Raw genomic sequence first — 21,717 nt, 5'->3', positions numbered from 1 at the left:
TTCAGTGCTGGGTGAACGTCCACGTCCCCGATCCGGTCTGGTACGTCGCGAACTCGTCGTTCCGATCGATCAATAGCGCCTCCTCGGCCGCTTTGATTTCCGCGTTCTCTCGCAGCAGCGGCACCACCACGGTGGCGGTACTGTTCACCGGCACAACGACTTCCAGCGTCACCGCGGTGCCGTCGCGCTGCCAGCGGCTGATGATCTCCCCGCGCACGGTCCGCAGGGTCGCGCGCACGCTCGTGAGCGAGCCCACGACGGCGGGGGCGATGTGGATCTTGTCGAACGCGACCGCGTCGCGGTCGGGTCGGATGCCGCCGAGACCGCCGGTGAACCACGAGGTCAGTCCGCCGAGGATATTCAGATCCGCGACGCCCTCGCGGCCGTTCCAATCCCAGCTCTCCGGCAGCGCGGTGGCGCCGTGCGCGAGCCAGTATCCGTAACTGGGATAACTGGTTTCGACCGCGACGTCGTAGAGCACGTCGTGCAGGCCTGCCTTGGTGAGCACGCGGACGATCGCGACCAGCCCGATCATCCCGGCGTTCACGTGGTTTCCGGATTCCCGGATCTGCGCGACCAGCGCCGCGAGCACCGACTCCCGCAGATGCGTTGGGGGAGCGCCGATATAGAGGGCGATCGCGGTCGACGTCTGCGTCCCCGGCGTGTACGTCGCGGTGGCGGGGTCGAAGAATTTCTCGTGGTATCGCGTGGCGATCGCCTCGGCTTTGCGCCGGTATTCGAGCGACTCGTCGGCGTGCCCCAAGGCCTGCGCGATGCCGGCCATGGCGGTGGCGATCCGCCAATATCCCCAGGCAACAGTCGATTCCGGCGGGGTGAAGTGGGCGTTGTCCGGGTCGAACGGACGTTGCCAGTGCTGGCCGGGGTACATCCAGTCGCCGAAGTAGCCCTCCGCGAACTCGCCCGCCGGATACATCCCGTCTTGTTCGCGTGATCGCAGCAGCTGGAAGTAGCGCCGCATCGCCGGGTAGTGGCGGCGCAGCGACGCGGTGTCACCGTAGCGGCGGTAGTTCTCGAAGGCCTGCACGATCGGCGCGCCGGTCCAGTTGATGTCGCCGATGTACCAGAAATCGGTGGGATCGGGGACGATGCCGGGCAGCGCGCCGTCCGGGCGTTGCGCGTCGAAGACGTCGCGCAGCATCGCCTGGTTGTAGGCGGCGAAGTCGTAGCGGTGGACCCCGCTGAGCGCGACCCCGCGGTCGGCCTGCCAGCCGGCCTTCTCCCGGTTGGGGTCGGTGGGCATGGTCGGCGCGATCATCGCGCTGCGCATGCTGCGCTCGGCGATGCGGTCGATGTCGTTGAGAAGTGTTTCGGAGCAGTCGAATTCGGCGGTGGTCTCGGCGCCGGCGCGCACCGCGATCCCGGTCACGCTCGACAAGAGCGGCGGGGCCGGCAGTCCGCGCACTTCGAGGTAGCGGAATCCGTGGTAGGTGAAGCGCGGATGCCACGTCTCGACTCCGTCGCCTGCCGCCGTGTAATGGTCGGCGACAACGACATTCGGCACCCATCCGACCATGCCGCTCTGGCTGACCCGGCCGTTGTCGAGGTACCAGCCCGGGAAGAGCGCGATCCGTGTTCCGGCGGGCGCTTCCACGTCGAGCTGTGGCCAGCCGACGAAGGAGGTGCCGAAATCGAAAACGTAGACGCCTGGCTCGGGTTCGGTGAGCTCGACCGCGGCCAGCCGTTCCGCTTCGATGACCGCGGGTTCGAATTGCGCACTGAGCGTTGCGGGTATGTCGGCGGCGACTGCGGCGGATCGCCATGCGGAATGGTCGCCCTCGGGTCGATCCCAGCCGGCTTGCCGGCGCCGGGCGTCGTAGTCCTCGCCGCCGTAGTAGCCCGAGAAATCGAGGGGGCCGTCGTCGACCTGCCAGGTGGCGTCGGTGGATATCTGCTGGACTGTCCCGTCGTCGTAGCGAATCTCCAACTGCGCGATCACTTTCGGCTCACCGGAGAGCCGGACCGTGTCCCCGCTGCCGCCGAGACCGCTCTTCCAGGTCACCGATTCCCAGTAGCGGCCTTCGCGCTCGGGCACATTGAAGAAGCCGTTGCCGATCAACAGCCCGACTACGTTGTCGCCGGTCAGCAGGTGTTCGGTGACGTCATAGGTCTTGTACAGCGCCCGCTTTCGGTAATCGGTGACGCTCGGCAGCAGGACATCCGCGCCGACCTTGCGTCCGTTGAGCCGCGCCTCGTACAGGCCGAGTCCCGAAACGTAAAGGCGCGCTTGTTCGATCGGCCGCTGCGCCGCGGCGGCGAAACGCTTGGCGAAGATCGGCAACGGCCCGTCCGGCCGGGTCGGCACCGAGTCGGTGATCCATTCCGCCGTCCAATCGGCCGGCTTGAGCAGGCCGATCTCCCAGCGGGCGATTGGACTCCAGGCCGACTCACGATCGCGGTCGGTCCAGACCCGGACCTGCCAGAACACCTGATCGCGCGCGGACAGCGCCCGGCCGCCATAGCCGACGCCGACCTGTTGATCCGATGCCGTCCGGCCGGAATCCCACAGGTCCGGCCGGCCCAGCTCGAGGTTCTGCGGCGTCGAGGCGGCGCGGATCTGATACGCCGCCTGCAAGACAGAACGTTCGGCCGAGACCAGTCGCCAGCCGAGCGCGGGTGTGCGGTCATCGATCCCGCACGGATCGACCAGATAGTTCGTCGTGAGGCCGACGACAAGGACTTCGGCAGAACCGCTGGGTGGCATGCATTCTCCCCGATTCGAACGACCGCGCAGGCGGGCCGGAAATTAATTCGTCGGTGCCGATGTTAGTGCCCGGAATTGTTTCGCGCAGCCGGGTTCGAGCAGGATTCGAGCGTTCTTCGCGCGGGCGTGGATACAGTTCGGGACATGGTCGAATGTCGAGTCTGTGGCGATGTGGTTATCGAGTTCATCGACTTCGGGCGGCAGCCGTTGTCGGATGCCTTCCGGGCCCCGGAGCAGGGGGATGAGGAGTTCTTCTACCGTCTCGCGGTCGGTCGATGTGCGTCGTGCACGATGGTGCAATTGCTGGAGGAAGTGCCTCGGGCGAAAATGTTCCACACCGATTATCCGTATTTCTCGTCGGGTTCATCGGTAATGCGTGAGCATTTCGAGAACACCGCGAACACATTCCTGGAAAAAGAACTGACCGGAACCGATCCGTTCATTGTCGAACTCGGCAGCAACGACGGCATCATGCTCCGCACCATCGCGAAGGCCGGAGTCCGGCACCTCGGGGTCGAGCCCTCGGCGGGCGTCGCCGACCACGCCCGCACCCAGGGCGTCACGGTGCTCACCGAGTTCTTCGAGGCCGCCACCGCGACCGCGGTGCGCGCCGAATACGGCCCGGCCGACGTCGTTTTCGCGGCCAACACGTTCTGCCACATCCCGTACGTCGACTCGATCTTCGCGGGACTCGACGCGCTGCTCACCCCGGGCGGGGTGTTCGTGTTCGAGGACCCATACCTGGGCGAGATCGTCGAACGCACCTCGTTCGACCAGATCTACGACGAGCACTTCTACTTCTTCAGCGCTACCTCCGTGCACGCGATGGCCCAGCGGTTCGGCTTCGAACTGGTGGATGTCGAGCGGCTGGCGGTGCACGGCGGCGAGGTTCGCTACACCCTGGCCCGCGCCGGCGCCCGCGTGCCGACCCCGGCCGTGGCCGATCTGCTGGCCGAGGAGTCGGCGCGGCGTCTGCACGACCCGGCCACGCTCGCCGCTTTCGCCACCGCGGTCGGGGTGATCCGCACCGACCTGATCGCGTTGCTGCACGAGTTGAAGGCCGCGGGCGCCAGCGTCGTCGGGTACGGCGCCACGGCGAAGAGCGCCACCGTCACCAACTACTGCGGCATCACCCCGGACCTGGTGAGCTACGTCTGCGACACCACCCCGGCCAAGCAGCACAAGGTGACTCCCGGCGCGCACCTGCCGGTGCGGCCCGCCGAGGCGTTCGCGGAGTCCTACCCGGACTACGCGCTGCTGTTCGCGTGGAATCACGCGCAGGAGATCATGGCCAAGGAGACCGCGTTCAGCGCGGCCGGCGGCAAGTGGATCCTCTACACGCCGAACGTCCACGTGGTCGGCTGACGGGCTTTCCGGCTGGGCGGCCCGCTACCGGGCCGCCCACATGTCCCGCAACGAATCCCGCAGGGACCAGCGGGGTTTCCAATCGAGCACGTCGGCGGCTTTGCGGATGTCGGCCTGTAACCACGACCCGCCGTAGCTCTGTACCGCGGTCGAGGTGTCTTCCACCACGGACAGCGGGAAACCTGCTTCCTGGACGAAGGTTTCGACGAACTCGCGCATCGGCACCGCTTGGCCGCTACCGATGTTGACCACTCCGGTCACGCCCGGCCGTTGCGCGGCGGCTATCGCCGCGCCCGCCAGATCGCGCACATCCAGCCAATCCCGGTGCGCCTCGGCGATCGGCAGCCGCACCGTGCCCGCGGCGAGCAGCGCCACCAGCTTCCCCGGCAGGCTGGCCGGCGACGGGTGCGGCCCGCACACGTTCACCGCCCGCAGCACGATGCCGTCCACCGCGCCGGTTCGCGCCGCGTCCAGCACCGCCTGCGATCCGGCGAGTTTCGTTCGGGCATAGACGGATTCGGGTGCACACGGCGTCGATTCATCGACCGGCGTGCCGAAGGCCACGGGCGAGTACTCGTGCATCGTGCCGATGTGCACCACCCGTACCGGCCGACGCTGCGCCCGCACCGCGTGCAGGACTTGTTCGACCAGGGAAACGTTGGCCTGCACCAGTTCTGCCTCGGTGCGATCCCACCCGTCGGTCGCGTTGGCGGCGTCGGTCGCGTTGATCACGAGGTCGGCCGACTCCGCCCGCAACAGCTCCGCCGTGGTTGCCGCTGGTGCGGTGGCCAAATCGAGCGCGGCGAACCGATCGCACCGCAATCCCGCCGTGCGGCTGCGCGCCACCGCGACCACGCGCGTGCCCCGCTCGGCCAGTGCCGTGCACAGATGCCTGCCCACCCAGCCTGTGCCGCCCAGTACTGCAACTGTCTTGATCTCGTTGTGCGCCAACAGCTTTCTCCTCCCGATGGTTTCAGGCTAGAGGCGATGTCAAGGATCCGGTACCGCGATCGCGCTCCAGTGAAAGCTCCAGTCAGGTTCGAGTCGGCGTTGGTAGACCGGAGAGCGAATCGACCCGACTGCAGAGGACAGATCCTTGGCTACCTTGGTGTGGGACTATCTCTCGGAATACGACCGCGAGCGCGACGACATTCTCGCCGCCGTGGACAAGGTCTTCCGGTCCGGCCAGCTCGTGTTCGGCGAGAGCACCCGCTCGTTCGAGCACGAATTCGCCGCGTACCACGGACTTCGACACGCGGTGGGCGTGGACAACGGCACCAACGCGATCAAACTGGGCCTGCAGGCCCTCGGCGTCGGCCCCGGCGACGAGGTGATCACGGTGTCCAACACCGCCGCGCCGACCGTCGTGGCCATCGACGCCCTCGCCGCGACCCCGGTGTTCGTGGACATCCGCGCCGAGGACTACCTCATGGACACCACGCAGGTGGCGGCGGCGATCACCGATCGCACCAAATGCATTGTGCCGGTGCACCTGTACGGGCAGTGCGTCGAAATGGAACCGCTGCGACGGCTGGCGGCCGAGCACGGCCTGCGGATCCTGGAGGACTGTGCGCAGTCGCACGGCGCCCGGCAGCGCGGGCGGATCGCGGGCACCATGAGCGACGCGAGCGCGTTCTCCTTCTATCCCACCAAGGTGCTCGGCGCGTACGGCGACGGCGGCGCCGTCGTCACCGCCACCGAGCAGATCGATCAGCGGCTGCGCCGGCTGCGGTACTACGGCATGGCCGAGCGGTACTACGTGGTCGAGACCCCGGGCCACAACAGCCGGCTCGACGAGGTGCACGCGGAGATCCTGCGCCGCAAGCTCGGCCGGCTCGACCAGTACATCGCGGACCGCCGTGCCGTCGCCGCCCGTTACGCCGAGGGCCTGGGCGACACCGAACTCGGTCTCCCCGTGCTGGCCGACGGCAACGACCACGTGTACTACCTGTACGTGGTTCGCCACCCGCGGCGGGACGAGATCCTGGAAGCCTTGCGGGACTACGACATTCAGCTGAACGTCAGTTACCGCTGGCCGGTGCACACGATGTCCGGCTTCGCGAAGCTCGGCTACGCCAAGGGGTCGCTGCCGGTCACCGAGGCGCTGGCGGACGAGATCTTCTCGCTGCCGATGTACCCGTCGCTGCCATTGGACGTGCAGGACAAGGTGATTGCCGCGCTGCGCGAGATTCTCGCCCGCTTCTGACCGGGCTACCCCGGCACCACGCCCACCGCGGGCGTGGTGCCGGGACTGCATCAGGCCGGAACCGGAACGGCGGCAGGGGTACTGCGCCGGATGAACAAACTCGTCACCGCCACCCCGATGGCGAGGATCGTCGCCGTCATGAACCCGGGGGCCATGCTCGCGGTGAGCACATAGTGATCGGCCTGGTCCGCAGGCACATCGGCGGGCACCGTGATCCCCTTGGCGGCGCTGGTGAGTACGGTCACGAGAATGGCCAGCACCAGCGGTCCGCCCAGTTGCAGCATGGTGTTGTAGGTGCTCGACGCGGACCCGTAGTTGTCCGACTCGACGCCCGCACCCGCCATCTCGGTGGCCGGGATGAGGGTGGCCGCCATGCCGACGCCGGTCAGCGCCAACGGGCCGAAAATCGTTCCCCAGTACCCACTGTCGAGCGACAGCGTGGTCAGCCACAGGTTCCCCGCGACGAGCAGCAGCGCGCCGAGGAAGGTCATCCACCGCTCGCCGATCTTCTGCATCAGCCCGATCACCAGGGTCGAACTGATCACCAGCGCGAAACCCGTGGTCAGGAACGCGAACCCGGTCAGCAGCGCGCTGAAGCCCAGCGGCCCTTGCAGATACATGGTCAGGAAGAACGCCTGACCGATCATCGTGCCGGTCACCAGCACGGCCGAGATATAGGCGGTGACCCGGTTGCGGTCGCGGAACAACGACAGCGGCATGATCGGTTGCGCCGCTTGCCGTTCCACCATCGTGAAGGCGACGAACAGGGCCGCGCCCACCAGGATCGGCAGCCACACCGACACGGTCGACCAGCCCGACTCGCCCGCATGGGAGAGCCCGTAGACCAGCAGCGCCACCCCGAGCGCCGAGGTGAGCGCGCCCGCGATGTCGAACTTGCCGCGGATGCGGGCCTGCTCCCGGATGTAGAGCGGCGCGAGCACGAACACCGCGATGCCGACCGGCACGTTGACGAACATGACCCAGCGCCAAGACAATCCGGTGGACAGCACCCCGCCGAGGAGCAGGCCCACCACCGCGCCGGAGCTGGACGCCGCCGCCGAGGTGGCGATCGCCTTGGTGCGCTCGGGCCCCGCGGGGAACAGGCTCAGGATCAGCGCCAGGCAGTTCGGCATGACCAAGGCCGCACCGACGCCCTGCAAACCGCGGCAGGCCAGGAACCACCAGCCGGTCATCGCGAACCCGCCGACCAGCGAGGCGACGGTGAACAACACGATGCCGCCCAGGAAGATTCGGCGCCGGCCGAAGGTGTCACCGAGCCGGCCGCCCAGCAGCATCAGGCCGCCCAGCGCCAGGCCGTAGGCATTGACCACCCAGGCCAGCCCGTTTTCGCTGTACCCCAGGTCCCGCCCGATCGAGGGCAGCGCCACCGTCACGATCATCAGGTCGATGGTGAGCATGAGCTGCACCACGACGATGATCGCCAGCGCGGTGCCCGTGCGCCCGGCCGGTTGTGCGGTGCCGGGCTCCTTCCCCAGAGTCACCGGAGTAGCGTCTAACGACATTATTTCCCCATTCCTTCTGCGCGGAGAGCGACCTTGCAGAGGGTACGAGGTTTTTTCCGGAGTCGCACATAGAAAATCGAATTGACAATTCTGGAAAAATGTATCTGGAAATGGGGCAAAGGATGCGATTACATCGATTGTATGCCATTTTATGGCCAGGTAGAATGGTGTTTCGACGAGATTATGTTTGCGCCGGTTTCTATGTAGACGGCGGAGTCTCCGGCGGTCGAAGTCTGAACTACCCTGCACCGCAGTCGGGCGCGGCATGTTCGTCCTTGCGACTACCGCATTCGCTATATCTCCGAGCGTCCCTCTATGTGCTTTCCACTGGATTTGGAGGCCGCCGCGTTAGCGTCCGAGCAGACCGAAAGCGGACGCTCGGGAAGTGAGGTCGGAGTGGACAGTGGGCTACGGCGGCGATTGCAGCTCGTGCGCGGGTTGCAGTGGGTACGGGCCGCGGAAGGGGACCCGCTGGCGACGCTGCTGCGCGGTTACCCCGGGGATGCGCGACCGGTGAGCGCGGAGCCGATCTCGCGCAGCGCGACCGGAACGGTGCTGGTCGACGGTACACACGCGGGCGAATTGCTCACGGCGGGTCATGGACTCGCCGACTGGCGCCCGACCGGGACCCGGGTGATGGCGGTCGCCGCCGAGGACATCGAACCCGCCGACCCGGCGGACGTGGCCGCGCTGGCCGCCGCGGCGCCACCCGCGGTGACCGATGTCCCCGACGAGCTGACCGATCTGGTTCCCGTCGCAGAGTTGTTGTGCGCCAAAATCTTTGCCGACCTGCTCGGCGCGAACCCGGGCAGCCTGCTCGACGCGACCCCGGTGCTGGACAACCTGCTGTGCCCGCAGGAGACGGCCGTCACCGAGCGCATGCTCGCCGCCGTCGACGACCTGCGCGCCGCCCTGTGCGCCCGCACTCCTGCGTTCTTCCTCGCCGTGGTCGCCCCGCGACTCGCCGCCGACCTGGTCACGCGCACGGCCGCCACATTGCTCGCCGACGGTCGATGGCCGGACGTCGAGGGCGCGGTCGAGCGCACCCGCGCGGTGTATTCGCCTGTGCGGCTGCATCTTACGACCACGAACGCGGATGTGACCGTGGCCGGGGAGGTGGTGTCCCGCGACAGTCAGGTGGCCGTGCTCACCAGCCCCGCCGCGCCGCCGCAGCTGCTGGACCTGCCACTGGTGTACGCCACGGCCGATGCGGTGCTCACCGCGATCGCCCACCGCCATCCGCGGCTGGTGTCCTCGGGCGCCGAGCTGGAGCGCCCGCTCGCACCGGCCACCCGTGGCCCCGCCCAGCTGCCGGTCGCGTCCTTGCGCACCGAGCTGGTGGGTTCGTGACCCGGCAATCCGAACGCCCCACAGAGAGTTGGTATTTCGCATGAAGGTCGTGCTGACCTGTTTCGCCGCGCCCACGCACTTCTACTCCATGGTTCCGCTGGCCTGGGCGCTGCGCGCGGCCGGGCACGAGGTCCGGGTCGTCAGCCAGGCGTCGATGGCGCCGACCATCACCGGCGCGGGGCTCACCGCCGTCACGGCGGGTCCGGTCGAGTGGTTCAGCGACGAGCACGCGCCGGACCTGCTCAACGAGATCTTCCCGGGCTGCCTCAACCACGTTCGCGACTTCGACTACGCGGGCACCGAAACCTGGACGCACACCGGCTTGCTCGCGCTCGAGCACATGGCCGGTTCGGCGATGTTCGCCACCATGAACGACGACCGGATGGTGGACGACATGGTCGCGTTCGTCCGGGACTGGCGACCCGACCTGATCATCTCGGAGACCTTCACCTTCGCCGGGAGCATCGCCGCCCGCGTGGCCGGCGCCGCGTACGCCCGCTTCACCTGGGGTCCGGACGGCGCGCTGCGCGCCAGGCAGACCCTGCTGCGCATGTCGGCCGAGCTGCCGGCCTGTCACCGCGCGGACCCGACCGCCGAGTGGCTCTCGGCCACCCTGGCCCGGCACGGATCGTCGTTCGACGAGCGGGTGATCACCGGTCAGTTCACCATCGATGTCACCCCGCCCGGCATGCGGCTCGATACCGGGCTGCACTACGAATCCCTGCGCTACGTCCCGTACAACGGGCCGACGGTCGTGCCGGACTGGCTGCGCACGCCGCCCGAACGTCCGCGCGTCTGCCTGACGCTGGGCGTGACCGACAACGTGCACGGGCAGATCGGCCACCTCGACGCGGTGCTCGGCGAGCTGAGCCCGGTCGAGTTGTTCGACGCGGTGGCCGGATTGGACTGCGAGGTGATCGCCACCCTGGACCCGGATCGGCTGGCCGTCCCGGTGCCGGACAACGTGCGCGCGGTCGGCTTCGTCCCGCTCAACGACCTGCTGCCTACCTGTTCGGCGGTCGTCCACCACGGCGGCAGCGGGACCCGTTCCACGGCCGAGGTGCACGGGGTGCCGCAGCTGATGGTCGCGGAGGGCTGGGATGTGTTGCGCGGCAACGGCATCGAGGCGGCGGGCGCCGGATTGTGTGTTCCGGTGGAGAAACTCACCGGGCAACTGCTGGGCGACGGACTGCGCGCATTGCTGGAGGATCCGTCCTTCGCCGCGGGCGCGCGCCGGTTGCGCGACGAGATCCATACCCTGCCGACACCTGCCGCGCTGGTGCCCAGGCTGGAAGCGCTGGTCGACGCCTATCGAGAGGAACGCTGAGATGTACGAGGGCGAGTTCGCCGACATCTACGACCGCATCCACGCCCACCGCGGCAAGGACTACGCGGGGGAGGCCCGGCTGGTCGCCGAGCTCGTCCGGGCCCGCCACCCCGAGGCCGCGTCCGTGCTGGACGTCGCCTCGGGAACCGGCAGCCACCTGCGGCACCTGCGCACGGACTTCCCGGACGCGGCCGGCCTGGAGCAATCACCGGAGATGATCGCGGTGGCCAAGCGGCGCATCCCCGAGATCACCATGCACCAGGGCGACATGCGCGACTTCGATCTCGGGCGCACGTTCGATGTCATCACGTTGATGTTCAGCAGCATCGGCTATGTCGACGACTATCCCGATCTGGTGCGCGCGCTGGCCGCGCTCGGCCGTCATCTCACCCCGGGCGGAGTGCTGGTGATCGAACCTTGGGTATTCCCAGACTCTTTCGCCGACGACTACCTCGCCACGGATCTGGTTCGAGACGACGAAGGCGCGGTGACCCGCTTCTCCCACTCCGTGCGGGACGGGGGCGCGGTCGTGATGAGCGTGCAGTACCTGGTCGCGACGCCCGAGCACGGAATCCGCCACCTCACCGACCGGCATCGACTGGCGCTGTTCACTCGCGAGCAGTACCTCGCGGCGTTCGCGGCGGCGAGATGCCCGGCTGAGTTCGTCCAACCGGCGGCGTTCGGCCGCGGTTTGTTCATCGGGGTGAAAGAGCACTGAACCGCGGACGGGGCGGAGTCATTTCCGGCCTCGCCCCGTCTGCGCTCGGTTGCCGGGTCAGGGTTCCAGCGCGAGGCAGTCCGCATAACGCGGGAGCAGGTCGCGTTCCGCCGCCTCGGCCAAAGTCGGTGCGGCCGTGTCACGTTCGGACAGGATCAACGCGCCGCGCAGATCCAACCCGAGTGCCGGGTCGCGTGGGTCGAGCGCGTACTCGTTCTCCGGGATGTAGCCACCGGAGAGCAGATACGTCATCACGGTGTCGTCTTCCAGCGCGAGAAACGCGTGAGCGACCCCGATCGGCAGATACAGCCCGCGCTCGGCGCTCCCGTCCAGCTCCAGCACCTCGTGTACGCCGAAGGTGGGGGAGCCGACCCGGACATCGAGCACGATGTCGAGACACCGGCCGTGCGCGCACCACACGAATTTCGCCCGGCCCGGTGGCGGCAGCGTGTAGTGCACGCCGCGGAACACGCCCTGCCGGGAACGGCTCATCGCGCCCTGCGCCACCGGGAACAGCGGGCGGCCCAGCTCGGCGGCCAGCGCCTCGGCGTCCAAGGGAGTGGCGAAGCTGCCCCGGTCGTCGGCGAAGGCCGGGGCATCGACGGCCAGCGCCCCGGCGACCGCGAGGTCGCGTACCCGCATCAGTGCGACCGCGCGGTCAGGCTGTGCAGGCAGGCCACCAGCGTGCGTGCCTGCACGTTGACGTAGTGGCTGTGCCGCAACAGATCCACCAGCTGATGCACCGGCATCCAGCGGAAGTTCGGCTGCTCGTGCCTGCCGTCGCGTTCGACCTCGATCACCGCATAGGTGTTGCGCGACTGGTAGAACCGGCCACCCTCCTCCGACAGCAACGTGCGGTAGCGGACCTGTTCGGGCCGGGCGGCCAGCACCTCGTCCACGAATCTCGGCCGGGCGGCGGGCGGCAGGTGCCGGTAGTTGTCCGGGGTGCATTGCACGGTCGGGGCCAGCTCCACCACATCCAGATAGCCGGGTTCCGCGCGGGCGTGCACCAGCGCGTGCAGCACGCCGTGCACGCGCGCCACCAGAAACGCCACCAGCCCAGTGCCTTTCGCCGCGATCATCGGCTGGCTCCAGCCGGACACCTCCCGCACCCGCGTCTGCACCTGCACCCCGATGACGTCGAAGAACTGCCCGCTGCGATGCGAGATCGCGCCGTCGACCCGATACCAGTCCGGCACCGCGGCCAGCGGCAGCTCCCGGGTGGCGACCTCGGTGCGGGTGCGCACATCGGTGATCCAGCTGAGCACCTCGGCCATGCTGTGCAGGCTGCCCCGATCGGCGTCGCAGGATGCCAGCAGCGCCGCCTGGAATTCGTCGTGCGGCGCCGGCACCGTCTCGGCCAGCGCGGGCCCGGCGAAGGACAAGCACGCCAGCACAGTCCGCGCGTCCATGTTGATCAGGTCCTCGACGGCCAGCAGCCGATGCACCTGGCCCAGCGTCAGCCAGTGGAAGCCGGGCAGCACCGGCACGTCCTCGGTCACCTCGACGACCATGTTGCGGTTGCGCTTCTGCCGGAACCACGCGCCCTGTTCGGACTGCCGCACATCCGCGAGCACCCGGTGTCGCGCGGTGTCGCGGAAGACCTCCAGGTAGGGGACCGCGGACCCGCCGTGCACGCGCGTGTAGTTCGACCGGGTCGCCTGCACGGTCGGCGAAAGTTGCAGTCCCAGAGCGTTTCCCGGTTCTACCTTGCCCTGCATCAGCAGGTGCAGTACGCCGTCGAACTCCTTGACCAGGATGCCCAGCACGCCCACCTCGGGCTGGTTGATGATCGGCTGGCTCCAGCTCGACACCGCCGCCCCGGTCAGGTGAACCTCCAGGCCGCCGACGGTGAAGAACCGGCCGCTGTCGTGCGTGATGTCGCCGGTGTCCGGGTCGGTGTGCCAGCCGTCCAGGTCGTCCAGCGACACCCGGCGCACCGCGATCGTCGCGCGCGCCTGGCACTGTTCGAACCACTGCCGGAACGCGCCGAGATCCCCGAGCGGCCCCGCCGGATCGGAGCCCGCCACGGCCGACACCGCGAACCGGCGCGGCGTATCGGCGTCCGGACCCACGGACAGTGGTGAGGTCTGTTCCGCGGTCATGTGGTGCGCCACATCAAACTCCCTGCTCGGTCCGCCCGGTCAGCGGCCCGGCCCGGTGCGGGCGGGCCCCGATCCACCCTGACCCACCCGGCTAGAGGGTCGGTGCGCAAGACGCTCGAACTTCGCTGGGGGCTCAGCCCAGCAGGGCGCCGCCGGTGGCGTCGAGGACCGAGCCGGTGATCCAGCGCGCCTCGTCGGTGGCCAGGAACGCCACCACATCGGCGACATCCATCGCCTGACCCACGCGTTTGAAGGCGGAGAGCTGTGACATCTGCTCCACTACCTCGGGGACGGCGAAGGCGGGCCTGCCGTTGTCGGTGATGCCCGGCACGACGGTGTTGACGGTGATCCCGCGTGGCGCCAGGTGACGCGCGAAATGCAGCGAAAGCTGTTCGAGCGCACCCTTCGTCATGGAGTAGGGGATCTGGGCGGAGTTGGCGGAGCGGGTCAGGCCGGAGGAGATATTGATGATCCGGCCACCGTCGGCCAGCAGATCGAGTGCGCGCTGCACGATGAAGAACGGCGCCTTGGCATTGATCGCGAACAGGCGGTCGAACTCCGCCGGCGTGATGTCCTCGGGCATCAGGCCCGTCTGAATTGTCGTTGCCGCGTTGTTCACCAGAATGTCGAGCCACAACTCGCCGGTGTGTTCCTTCAGTCCCTGTTTCAGGCCGCCGAACAGCCGGTCCATATCGCCGGGTACCCCCAGCTCGGCGCGCACGGAAAAGGCACGGCCGCCATCTTTTTCGATCAGCTCGACGGTCTCTTGCGCCCCCGCGTCATTGCTCGCGTAATGCACCGCGATCAACGCGCCTTTGGCCGCCAATTGCCGGGCAATGGCTCGCCCGATACCTCGGCTGGCCCCGGTAACCAATGCGGTCTTGTGGGTCAGGTCGCTCATATCTCGTCGTCCCCTTCTGTCCCTCGGCGCGTGGAAAACCGCAGCCTGCCGATGCCGGTACGCCGACAGTAAGAATCCGTATTATCAAGGCGCACAATGCATTACCATGAGAGCGTGCCGGTGACGCCGCACGCGCCCCTACAGTAGCTCGCCCGCAGGCCGACCGCACATGGCTCGATCGCCCATGGGCTGCGGATTCCGCATCGTCATGCCGGCTCGAAGCGTTAACCGGGACGGTGTCGGCCGTCCGACGGATACATCGGTGGATACCGGCGGCGATACCTTCGATGAACAGTCGAAAGGTAAAGGGAAATGTCTGAATTCGGTATCAAGGTCACGGTGGTCTCCGCAGTGGTTCTCGCACTGGGAATCGCGATGGGCAGCGGGGTGAGCAATGCCAAACCGACCGACTACTCGACGTTGAGTTGCCCGCAACTCGCGCTGCTGGCGGAGAAATACGACAGCATCGCCAACAGCGCCGGATACGGGGACAGCCCGGCCGCGCAAGCCCGTGCCCTCCAAGCGATTCAGGCCGCGAACAAGGCCGCCGAGATCCACTTGATCATGTCGAAGAAGTGCTGATCGGTGGGTTCAGGTCCGGGTCGCGTCCGCGGCGGTCAGGAGCAGCCCGGTGAGCTGGGTGATGATCGCGTCGCGGTTGCCCTCGAACTCCGGGCTGGTCAATCCGGTCTCGGGCAGACCCTCGAGCACCGGGGTGTGAATGTGGCCGCCGGGCAGCCCGGCGCCCGCGACATCGCGCAATAGCGTTGCCCGATAGGCGCTTTCGTTGGAGAGGTAACTTCCGCCGCCGCCGGCCCACGCGGTCGAGTCCGGCGGCGGGCCGTCGGGCATGGGGACGCCGGGTATGGCTGGGACGCGGCAATCGGTAATGACCGGCAGTGCCGGAAAGAAGGGCAGCAGGGCGGTATCGACCGAGGTGCGCACCTTGACCGCGAACGGGCCGGGAACGGCTGCCATTTCCGGTAACGGCAAGGTCGATCGAGTCCACTGCGGTTGCGCACCCGCGGCGGCGGTATTGGGCACGCTGCCCAGGTAGCAGACGGATTCGTTGTCGGCCTTTCCGCCGCGCCAGGCCCCGTTGTTCTGCTCGAGGTCGAATTCGCCCGGGCTGCCGACGCTGAGCGTGGCGAACAGATCCACCTGATCCGCGCCGTCGGTCAGGAACGGCCGCAGGGTCTGTTCGACGACACCGTCGCCGAAGTCGCGCCAGCGGACCGGGAACATCGCGGCGGCGAATTCGACTCGGCCCCGGTCGGTTTCGAGGACCTTGCCATCCAGCGCCAAGGCCGTTGCGCCGGAAGAATTTCCATTCCTGATCTCGGCATCCAGCTTGTAGGGGTCGAAGCCGGTGATCAAGACGTGTCGGGTGGTCGAGCGGGGCGTCGAGTAGGCGATGGAATCCTGACCGCGACCGGTTCGATCGATCGCCGCGACGAGCTCGGTGCGCTGCTGAGGCGACAACTCGAACGACGGCCGCCACTGCCGCACCGCGGCCACCTCGGCCAGCCGAGCCCAATACAGCGGCCGATCGTCACTCGCGGCCAGCGAGCCACTCGGCTTCCTGCCTCGAGCGCGGTCCACCGCGTAGCGCCACAGCTGTCGCCCATCGGCGGTAGCCAGCGTCAGCGCCGACCCGTAATCCGGGATCGAACACAGATCATCGAGGAACGACTGCACGAGACCGGTGAAACCACCACCCTCGATAAACCCCACCGACTCCGGCCTGACCGACCGCGCTTCTTCAGGACCGAGCGGAACCGACCGATCGATGCACTCGGCCGCGGAAATCTGTTCCGCGCCAACGCCATCACCGTCAGCCGCGTTCGCCGGAACACCGACGACAGTCATCGCGGTCAGCGCAACGGCAACCGCCGCCGGGCCAATCGCCAACCGCGACCTCTTCATCCGACTTCCTTCCGATTGGTAACGACGTCGAGTGTCAGTCAGGTTAGGGCATGACACCGATCTCGAGTAGCCGATGTCTGTTCTGGGGATCCGACCGAGGTCAGGCGCTGCCGGAGCGGTATGCGGCCCGGATCAGCCCGCGCAGCAGCGTGAAGATCTCGAGCGAACGCGGCTTCGCGGCGAAGTAGTCGCGCACCTGGCGTTCCACGCCGCTCTCGCTGTCCGGCATGGTTGCGGCTCAGCGCATGCTGACGAGCGAGGGTTATCGGATAGCGTGGGGCATTCGGTAGCAGGCGGGCGGTCCGATCGGCCGCCGGAACTGTTTGTCGGCGGCGCGAGCCGAGTCGGAGTAGGGGATATGGCTGTCGTTCGGGGCGAGATTGCGGTGATGCTAGAGGTTCTCGGGCTTCGGCAAGGCGACGACCGCATTCTCGCCGCGATCGTGCTGGTCGGGCCCAAGATGACGATCGAGGAATTCGACTGGGGTGAGGAGCGGTCGACGTATTACGTATTCCACGAGTCCGGGACGGACCTGCTGTTCGAAGACGAGGTGCTCGTGTCCGCGATGGTGCGCACCCAGCCGGACCACGACGACGAGGCCTACGGGCTGTATCCACGCCCGCATGACCTGCTGGAGGGCCTCTCGCCTACGGCAACACGTACCGAAGTAACCGCCCTGCTGGGGGAACCGGAGCGCGTCGGGTCGAACTTCGACCGGTACGCCGTGAACGGGCATTACCTGCACTTCGAATTCGATGCTGCCGACCGTACCGCCAAACTTACGGCGCTGCTCGAACCGGTCTGACAATCTGTCCCGACGTCAGCGGGCGCGCGGTGGTTCGATCGCGCGATGCGCAGTGACGAGATGCTCCCCGCGCGCGTCGTTGGTTGCTGGCTTCGGTCCTGCCGCCGTGGTTGCAGTGTCAGCGGTCGAGGATGTGGTGGGGGATGAACGAGGCGTCGTCGTCAGTGATCGGTCCGGTGGACTCGCGGATGCCGAGTCCGGCTGGGTGGTCGCCGACGACCCAAGCTCCGATGACCGGTCGGAATCCGTCGAAGTCCGGCAGTGGCGAAAACCCTTGGTAGATGTAGGCGCCGGAACCGAATTCTCCGCCGGTGCTGGTGCGGTCTCGGTCGGCCACGATCTTGATGTTCTCACCACATTGTCCGATTACGGGTTTCCGAACGTACTCGGTGAGTGGGCCGGGATCACCGACGAACGCGGGCAGCAGATTGGGGTGGCCCGGATGGTTCTCCCACAGGATTGCCAGCAGCGATTTATAGGACAAGAGCATCTTCCACAGCGGTTCGATCCAGCAGGTCTGCGGTAGGGATTCCACGATGGTTTCGCTGTCCTGCTCATCGATGATGAGGACCCACGAGCGGAGCTTCGTGACCGAGGTGACCGGGGATCCTTCCGGGTCGACGAATCGGTGGATCGAACGATTCCAGGTCAGGTCTTCATAAGTCAGGTCGGTGGTGTCGAGACCTGCCGCTACCGCGGTGTCCTGTAGGTATCGGCAGGTCGCGTGGAATTCGCCGGTTGGTTCGGTGCCCGGCCAGGCGAAATGCACAGCGCCAGGGGGCAGGTGTTCGCGGATTTCGCACCAGCGTTTCAGGAGCCGCTCGTGAATCGAGTTCCACTGACGGCGGCGCGGGTGCACGTCGGCGAGCCAATGGCGTTGCAGCACAGACGCTTCCAGCAGCGTCGTCGGGGTGTCCGCATTGTATTCGAGTAGCTTGACGTGGCCGTGGCCGTCATATGCCAAATCGAAGCGACCCAGGAGATGCGGATCTCGGCGCAGCCACGATCGGGTGATGTGCGGCCACAGCCATTTCGGTATTCCCAGCTCGGCATAGCGCTGATCGCGCACAACACCGTCGACCGCTTCGAGGAACATCGAATGCAGCAGTCGCACAGCGGATTCGAGGGCGCGTATCTCGTCCGTGGTGAACACATACCGGGTCGATTCGTCCCAGTACGCCCTGGCCGGCGCGCTCTGCGCAGCGGGGGTGTCGAAGTCCAAGCCCTGCGCGGTGACAGTTCGCCGCCAGTCGCGGCGGGGAGTGCGCGTTTCTCTCCGCATCGAGGTCCCCTGAACTCGTTCCGTCGGACGATGTCTTCGAGATCGGCGAAGCCTGGGGTTCCTGCATCGGCAAAGTTGCTGCCAATGTGCCGATCACGGTAGTGATGGCACCTCTAGATCGTTGTCGATCGGTGAATTCCCAGATGAATGCCGCACAAACATCAGAGCCAACATGATTTGCCTGATGCACGCGGACGCCTATCAGTCGGCATTCCTGTCCTTGGCCACGGTCCGCGCGACGTCCCGGGCTTCCCCGGATCGGGAAACGATCGCGGCGATCGCCAGAGCGGCTGCGGCAACGGCCGCGGTGGTGTGGATCGCGGTGGTGAAGGCGTCGCGCACGTGCACGGCCAGTGCTTCTCCGGCGGGTGCGGGCAGCTGATCGGCGAGCGCGGTCGCACTTCCGACGCTGCTGCGAGCGCGTTCCGCGGCTGCGGCGGGAATGTCGGACAGTGGTAGCTGCCTGCGGTAGACGGCGGCAGCGATACTGCCGAAGACAGTCAAGCCGAGCGCGCCACCGAGTTCCTGGGCGGTTTCCGACAGTGCCGACGCGGCGCCGGATCGCTCGGTCGATGCCGCGGTGAGGACGGTTTCGATGGCGCGCAGTGTCACGGGCGTGGTGGCGAAGAAGTACAGGAATTCCGAGCTCGCCAACAGCGGCAATGTTGCCTGCCTGCCGACGACCGTGAGCAGGGCGAGAGCTGCCGTGGCCGCGGCGTACGCCGCCGGCAGTGGAACCGAGCGCGCTCTGCGCCGCGATAGTGCCGAGGTCAGCGCGAGTCCGCCGGCCATTCCCGCGATCGACGGCAGCATCCACAATCCGGCGCGCAGCGGCGACATCCCCAGGACCGATTGCAAGTACTGGGCCAGCAGGAATCCGAATATCGGTCCGATGGCAAGGTTGAGCGCCATGACCGATAGCGACGTGCGGACCGCCGGACTTCGCAGCATGATCGGATCGATCAGCGGATCGTCGAGCGTGCGCTGACGCCGGACGAACACGGTCGCCAGGATCGCGCCGGCGAGAATCGCACCGGCGATGACGGTGGCCTCACCGCCGACGGTGACCTGCTTGAACCCGAAGACCAGCAGCAAGACCGCCGCGAGCGACAAGCAAGTGCTGATCAGGTCCGGGCGGGTCGCCCGAGCACGGGTGGTCTGCGGCAACAACCGTGCCGCGGCAACGACCAGGACCATCGCCACGGCGCCGGGCACGAACACCGAGCCCCACCAGAACCGCTGCAGCAGCACACCGCCGACCACCGGACCGATCGCGTAACCGGCGACGAAACCGCCCATCCACACGCTGAGGGCGAGACTCCGCTGGGCTTTGTTGCCGAAGAGGGCGGGAATCAAGGCGAGGGTCGCGGGCGTCAGCATCGCCGCCGCCGAACCGAGCACAGCGCGCGCCAGGATCAGGGTGGCGGTCGTGGTCGCCGCGGCGGCGAACGCCGAGGCAACGGCGAAACACGCGGCACCACTGATCAAGAGGGTGCGATGACCGATCCGGTCGCCCGCGCTCCCCATCGCGATCATCGTCGCCGCGATCACGAACCCGTAGATGTCGTTGATCCACAGCAGCGTCGTGCTGTCGGGATGCAATGTCGCGGTCAGCGAGGGGACGGCCACGGCCAGAACGGTCGTGTCCACGGCCACCACCAGCGCCGCGAGCGTGAGCACGGACAGCGCGAGCCAATCGCGCGCGCGTGCCCTCGATGCCGGCAGTTACTTGACCTTCTCGATTTTCGGGAAGTCGGGGCCATTGAAGGCCTTTCGGCTGGCTTCGACAGCAGCGTTTTCGGCATCCGCGGCAGTGTTGGCGAGCCCGGCATCCCGGGGTTTCTGATCAGCCCTGATGGCGGTGTCACGTGCATGCTTGGCCGCCCGCACCGTGTCATTGTTGGACATGCAACCTCTCCTGTCTTCGTCGCGACGCTCCTTCTGGATGGGACCAATCCGTGAGCAGAGGTCACAGACCGCCCCGCACGCCTTGTGGTGGCACCTATCGGTCGGATCGGGTGGAGGTCGGGTGGTAGAGGCTGGTGATCAAGGCGACGAGGAGCAGGAGCAGCAGGGTCGCGGCGGAGTAGGGAGTGACGGCCGGGGGAAGGGTTCCGGTCGCGAGGGTGAGGGTGTACACGGCGATGGCGAGCAGACCTGCTACTTGCATGACGTGGACGACTATGCCGAGGTGATGCGGGGGACGGGTGCGGTTATCGGTGGGTGCGATGGCGGCAAGAGCCAGGAGCACGGTGAAGGTGGTGAATCCGAATTCCGAGCTGGCGAGCAGGTCGGTGGAGCCGTCGGCGACGGTGTACACGGTGGCGAGAATGCTCGCGACCGCGTGCGCGCCGAACGCGCTCGCGAGCAGGCGTGACTGCGTGATTCGAGCGCCGCTCAACGCCGTGAGCAGGGCCATCGTGAACAGGGCGCCGTCGGCGAGCGGGTAGAGGTAGATCAACCAGATCTGGGCGTCGTCGGGGCTGCTGGGGTCGTTGTCGAGCAGCGCGGTGAGGATCCAGATCGCGGACGGGACCGACAGCGCGACCACCGTGATGAGCGCGACGGTGCGGCCGGTATTCAGCCGCGGCGCCCGGGCGGAGTGGGTGGTGCGCAGACGCAGCCACAGCGCGGTGATCATCAGTAGCGAGTAGCCGTGGAAACCGTACTCGACGACCAATGTCCCGCGGTGGTGGTCGCCGCCGATCTCGTGCACGGCGATCCAGGACACCATCGCCACCGACCAGCAGGCACTGGCAAGACAGGCCAACAGGTACCACCGCCGTTCGGTGCCTGCGGTGCGCAGCGTGCGGACGCCGAACGCGATGGTCGCGGCGGTGGCGAACACGGTTTGGGCGAGGTCGCCGAGCCAGCGGTCCGCAGTCGATTGCGCCGGTATCGCGTTGTGCGCGATGGCCAGGACGATCAACCCGATGGTCGCGACCGAACATACCGGGACGAACCAGGGGTGGCGGGTGTCGGTCGGTTCGGTCTGCGGCGCGGATTCGTCGGCGACTGGCGCCGGCGGTGTGCCGGTCGAGGCCCACAACCACAGCGGCTGCACCTCGACGCCCGCGCCGCCGAGGACCCGGGTGATCGCGGCGATCGAGGGCCACGAGGGGAGTTTGTCCTCGGTCGAGAGGGCGCGCGAGACGGTGGTGTGACTGACCTGGGCGCGGTGCCCGATCGTCCGCAAGCTGAGCTCGGGATGTTCGCTGCGTAGTTGCCTCAATTGCCGTGCTAACGCTTCGCGCCCCTGATCGGGATGGTTCACAGGGTCGAATTCTAGGGGTCACGCTGTCACAGTGGTGCGGATCACGCGGTCGTGGCGTTGTCATTGATCAGGTTGTGACCTGTGGCAACCCAGGTGTGACAGGGGTTTCCAGCTCGGTGTGACAGGCGGCCGGGTTCCGTTGACAGACGAGTGCCAGCTGTAGTTGCCGAGTCGATGCGGGAAGCCGCTCGGACCACTAGACCCCACGACGGG

At 67.4% G+C, this 21,717-nt stretch carries 19 protein-coding genes; 7 read left to right on the top strand and 12 right to left on the bottom strand.

What is annotated here, in order from left to right; all coding sequences use genetic code 11:
• Position 1: 1 nt before the first annotated feature.
• Positions 2–2,722, bottom strand: coding sequence for a family 78 glycoside hydrolase catalytic domain (locus tag F3087_RS18365; RefSeq protein ID WP_150403193.1), 2,721 nt, complete (start codon positions 2,720–2,722; stop codon positions 2–4).
• A 144-nt stretch (positions 2,723–2,866) separates the two neighbouring features.
• Between F3087_RS18365 and F3087_RS18360 the strand changes: the two genes are divergently transcribed.
• Positions 2,867–4,087: a class I SAM-dependent methyltransferase gene (locus tag F3087_RS18360; RefSeq protein WP_150403192.1), complete on the top strand. Its 1,221-nt coding sequence runs from the start codon at positions 2,867–2,869 to the stop codon at positions 4,085–4,087.
• A 24-nt stretch (positions 4,088–4,111) separates the two neighbouring features.
• On the opposite strand, the gene F3087_RS18355 is transcribed toward F3087_RS18360, so the two are convergent.
• Positions 4,112–5,038 carry an NAD-dependent epimerase/dehydratase family protein gene (locus F3087_RS18355; protein ID WP_223885173.1) on the bottom strand — a complete coding sequence of 309 codons (927 nt, stop codon included), beginning with the start codon at positions 5,036–5,038 and terminating at the stop codon, positions 4,112–4,114.
• 145 nt (positions 5,039–5,183) lie between these two features.
• On the opposite strand from F3087_RS18355, the gene F3087_RS18350 reads away from it, so the two are divergent.
• Positions 5,184–6,293 carry a DegT/DnrJ/EryC1/StrS family aminotransferase gene (locus F3087_RS18350; protein WP_150403190.1) on the top strand — a complete coding sequence of 370 codons (1,110 nt, stop codon included), beginning with the start codon at positions 5,184–5,186 and terminating at the stop codon, positions 6,291–6,293.
• A 50-nt stretch (positions 6,294–6,343) separates the two neighbouring features.
• Here the strand turns inward: F3087_RS18350 and F3087_RS18345 are convergent, their stop codons facing one another.
• Positions 6,344–7,795, bottom strand: coding sequence for an MFS transporter (locus F3087_RS18345; protein WP_191094022.1), 1,452 nt, complete (start codon positions 7,793–7,795; stop codon positions 6,344–6,346).
• Positions 7,796–8,212: 417 nt separating this feature from the next.
• Here F3087_RS18345 and F3087_RS18340 point away from each other — a divergent pair, with 417 nt between their 5' ends.
• Genes F3087_RS18340 through F3087_RS18330 form a run of 3 tightly spaced genes read left to right on the top strand, consistent with a single transcriptional unit; the run spans position 8,213 to position 11,211 of the window.
• Positions 8,213–9,166: a cytochrome P450 family protein gene (locus F3087_RS18340; RefSeq protein WP_150403188.1), complete on the top strand. Its 954-nt coding sequence runs from the start codon at positions 8,213–8,215 to the stop codon at positions 9,164–9,166.
• Positions 9,167–9,206: 40 nt separating this feature from the next.
• A complete protein-coding gene (locus F3087_RS18335; protein WP_150403187.1) occupies positions 9,207–10,493 on the top strand; it encodes an activator-dependent family glycosyltransferase in 1,287 nt (428 codons plus the stop codon).
• A 1-nt stretch (position 10,494) separates the two neighbouring features.
• Complete coding sequence (locus F3087_RS18330) at positions 10,495–11,211, top strand: class I SAM-dependent methyltransferase (RefSeq protein WP_150403186.1); 717 nt, start codon at positions 10,495–10,497, stop codon at positions 11,209–11,211.
• A gap of 57 nt (positions 11,212–11,268) precedes the next feature.
• Here F3087_RS18330 and F3087_RS18325 read toward each other — a convergent pair whose 3' ends face one another.
• The 3 genes from F3087_RS18325 to F3087_RS18315 form a co-directional block, all read right to left on the bottom strand.
• The gene (locus tag F3087_RS18325) at positions 11,269–11,853 is read right to left on the bottom strand and encodes a dTDP-4-dehydrorhamnose 3,5-epimerase family protein (RefSeq protein WP_150403185.1); all 585 of its coding nucleotides are present in this window, start codon (positions 11,851–11,853) and stop codon (positions 11,269–11,271) included.
• The gene (locus F3087_RS18320; RefSeq protein WP_150403184.1) at positions 11,853–13,316 is read right to left on the bottom strand and encodes an NDP-hexose 2,3-dehydratase family protein; all 1,464 of its coding nucleotides are present in this window, start codon (positions 13,314–13,316) and stop codon (positions 11,853–11,855) included. Before F3087_RS18320 ends, F3087_RS18325 begins: the two co-directional genes overlap by 1 nt.
• A 133-nt stretch (positions 13,317–13,449) precedes the next feature.
• The gene (locus F3087_RS18315) at positions 13,450–14,217 is read right to left on the bottom strand and encodes an SDR family NAD(P)-dependent oxidoreductase (protein ID WP_150403183.1); all 768 of its coding nucleotides are present in this window, start codon (positions 14,215–14,217) and stop codon (positions 13,450–13,452) included.
• Between the two features lie 312 nt (positions 14,218–14,529).
• On the opposite strand from F3087_RS18315, the gene F3087_RS18310 reads away from it, so the two are divergent.
• Entirely contained in the window at positions 14,530–14,799 is a 270-nt protein-coding gene (locus tag F3087_RS18310; protein WP_150403182.1) for a hypothetical protein, read from the top strand.
• A 9-nt stretch (positions 14,800–14,808) separates the two neighbouring features.
• On the opposite strand, the gene F3087_RS18305 is transcribed toward F3087_RS18310, so the two are convergent.
• Complete coding sequence (locus F3087_RS18305; protein ID WP_223885172.1) at positions 14,809–16,143, bottom strand: hypothetical protein; 1,335 nt, start codon at positions 16,141–16,143, stop codon at positions 14,809–14,811.
• A 100-nt stretch (positions 16,144–16,243) separates the two neighbouring features.
• Positions 16,244–16,372, bottom strand: a complete 129-nt coding sequence (locus F3087_RS47130) for a hypothetical protein (protein ID WP_263407215.1) — start codon at positions 16,370–16,372, stop codon at positions 16,244–16,246.
• A gap of 159 nt (positions 16,373–16,531) precedes the next feature.
• On the opposite strand from F3087_RS47130, the gene F3087_RS18300 reads away from it, so the two are divergent.
• On the top strand, positions 16,532–16,948 hold the full coding sequence (locus F3087_RS18300) for a hypothetical protein (RefSeq protein ID WP_150403181.1): 417 nt from the start codon (positions 16,532–16,534) through the stop codon (positions 16,946–16,948).
• Between the two features lie 118 nt (positions 16,949–17,066).
• On the opposite strand, the gene F3087_RS18295 is transcribed toward F3087_RS18300, so the two are convergent.
• From F3087_RS18295 to F3087_RS18280, 4 genes are all read right to left on the bottom strand, one after another.
• Positions 17,067–18,230, bottom strand: a complete 1,164-nt coding sequence (locus tag F3087_RS18295) for a glutathionylspermidine synthase family protein (protein ID WP_150403180.1) — start codon at positions 18,228–18,230, stop codon at positions 17,067–17,069.
• 201 nt (positions 18,231–18,431) lie between these two features.
• Positions 18,432–19,910 (bottom strand): MFS transporter, encoded by a 1,479-nt coding sequence (locus tag F3087_RS18290; RefSeq protein ID WP_191094021.1) that lies wholly within the window; start codon positions 19,908–19,910, stop codon positions 18,432–18,434.
• A 45-nt stretch (positions 19,911–19,955) separates the two neighbouring features.
• On the bottom strand, positions 19,956–20,138 hold the full coding sequence (locus tag F3087_RS18285) for a hypothetical protein (RefSeq protein ID WP_150403178.1): 183 nt from the start codon (positions 20,136–20,138) through the stop codon (positions 19,956–19,958).
• A gap of 94 nt (positions 20,139–20,232) precedes the next feature.
• Positions 20,233–21,504 (bottom strand): helix-turn-helix domain-containing protein, encoded by a 1,272-nt coding sequence (locus tag F3087_RS18280; protein WP_150403177.1) that lies wholly within the window; start codon positions 21,502–21,504, stop codon positions 20,233–20,235.
• Between the last annotated feature and the right edge of the window lie 213 nt (positions 21,505–21,717).

The sequence above is a fragment of the Nocardia colli genome, assembly GCF_008704205.1.
In the GTDB taxonomy this organism is placed as follows: Bacteria; Actinomycetota; Actinomycetes; order Mycobacteriales; family Mycobacteriaceae; genus Nocardia; species Nocardia colli.
This window is presented reverse-complemented; position numbering and strand designations above follow the sequence as displayed.

Coding starts and splice junctions, on each gene's coding strand:
- F3087_RS18305 (WP_223885172.1), bottom strand. CDS start 16,143: ATGAAGAGGTCGCGGTTGGCGATTGGCCCGGCGGCGGTTGCCGTTGCG.
- F3087_RS18330 (WP_150403186.1), top strand. CDS start 10,495: ATGTACGAGGGCGAGTTCGCCGACATCTACGACCGCATCCACGCCCAC.
- F3087_RS18315 (WP_150403183.1), bottom strand. CDS start 14,217: ATGAGCGACCTGACCCACAAGACCGCATTGGTTACCGGGGCCAGCCGA.
- F3087_RS18300 (WP_150403181.1), top strand. CDS start 16,532: ATGCTAGAGGTTCTCGGGCTTCGGCAAGGCGACGACCGCATTCTCGCC.
- F3087_RS18295 (WP_150403180.1), bottom strand. CDS start 18,230: ATGCGGAGAGAAACGCGCACTCCCCGCCGCGACTGGCGGCGAACTGTC.
- F3087_RS18325 (WP_150403185.1), bottom strand. CDS start 11,853: ATGCGGGTACGCGACCTCGCGGTCGCCGGGGCGCTGGCCGTCGATGCC.
- F3087_RS47130 (WP_263407215.1), bottom strand. CDS start 16,372: ATGCCGGACAGCGAGAGCGGCGTGGAACGCCAGGTGCGCGACTACTTC.
- F3087_RS18285 (WP_150403178.1), bottom strand. CDS start 20,138: ATGTCCAACAATGACACGGTGCGGGCGGCCAAGCATGCACGTGACACC.
- F3087_RS18360 (WP_150403192.1), top strand. CDS start 2,867: ATGGTCGAATGTCGAGTCTGTGGCGATGTGGTTATCGAGTTCATCGAC.
- F3087_RS18365 (WP_150403193.1), bottom strand. CDS start 2,722: ATGCCACCCAGCGGTTCTGCCGAAGTCCTTGTCGTCGGCCTCACGACG.
- F3087_RS18320 (WP_150403184.1), bottom strand. CDS start 13,316: ATGACCGCGGAACAGACCTCACCACTGTCCGTGGGTCCGGACGCCGAT.
- F3087_RS18335 (WP_150403187.1), top strand. CDS start 9,207: ATGAAGGTCGTGCTGACCTGTTTCGCCGCGCCCACGCACTTCTACTCC.
- F3087_RS18310 (WP_150403182.1), top strand. CDS start 14,530: ATGTCTGAATTCGGTATCAAGGTCACGGTGGTCTCCGCAGTGGTTCTC.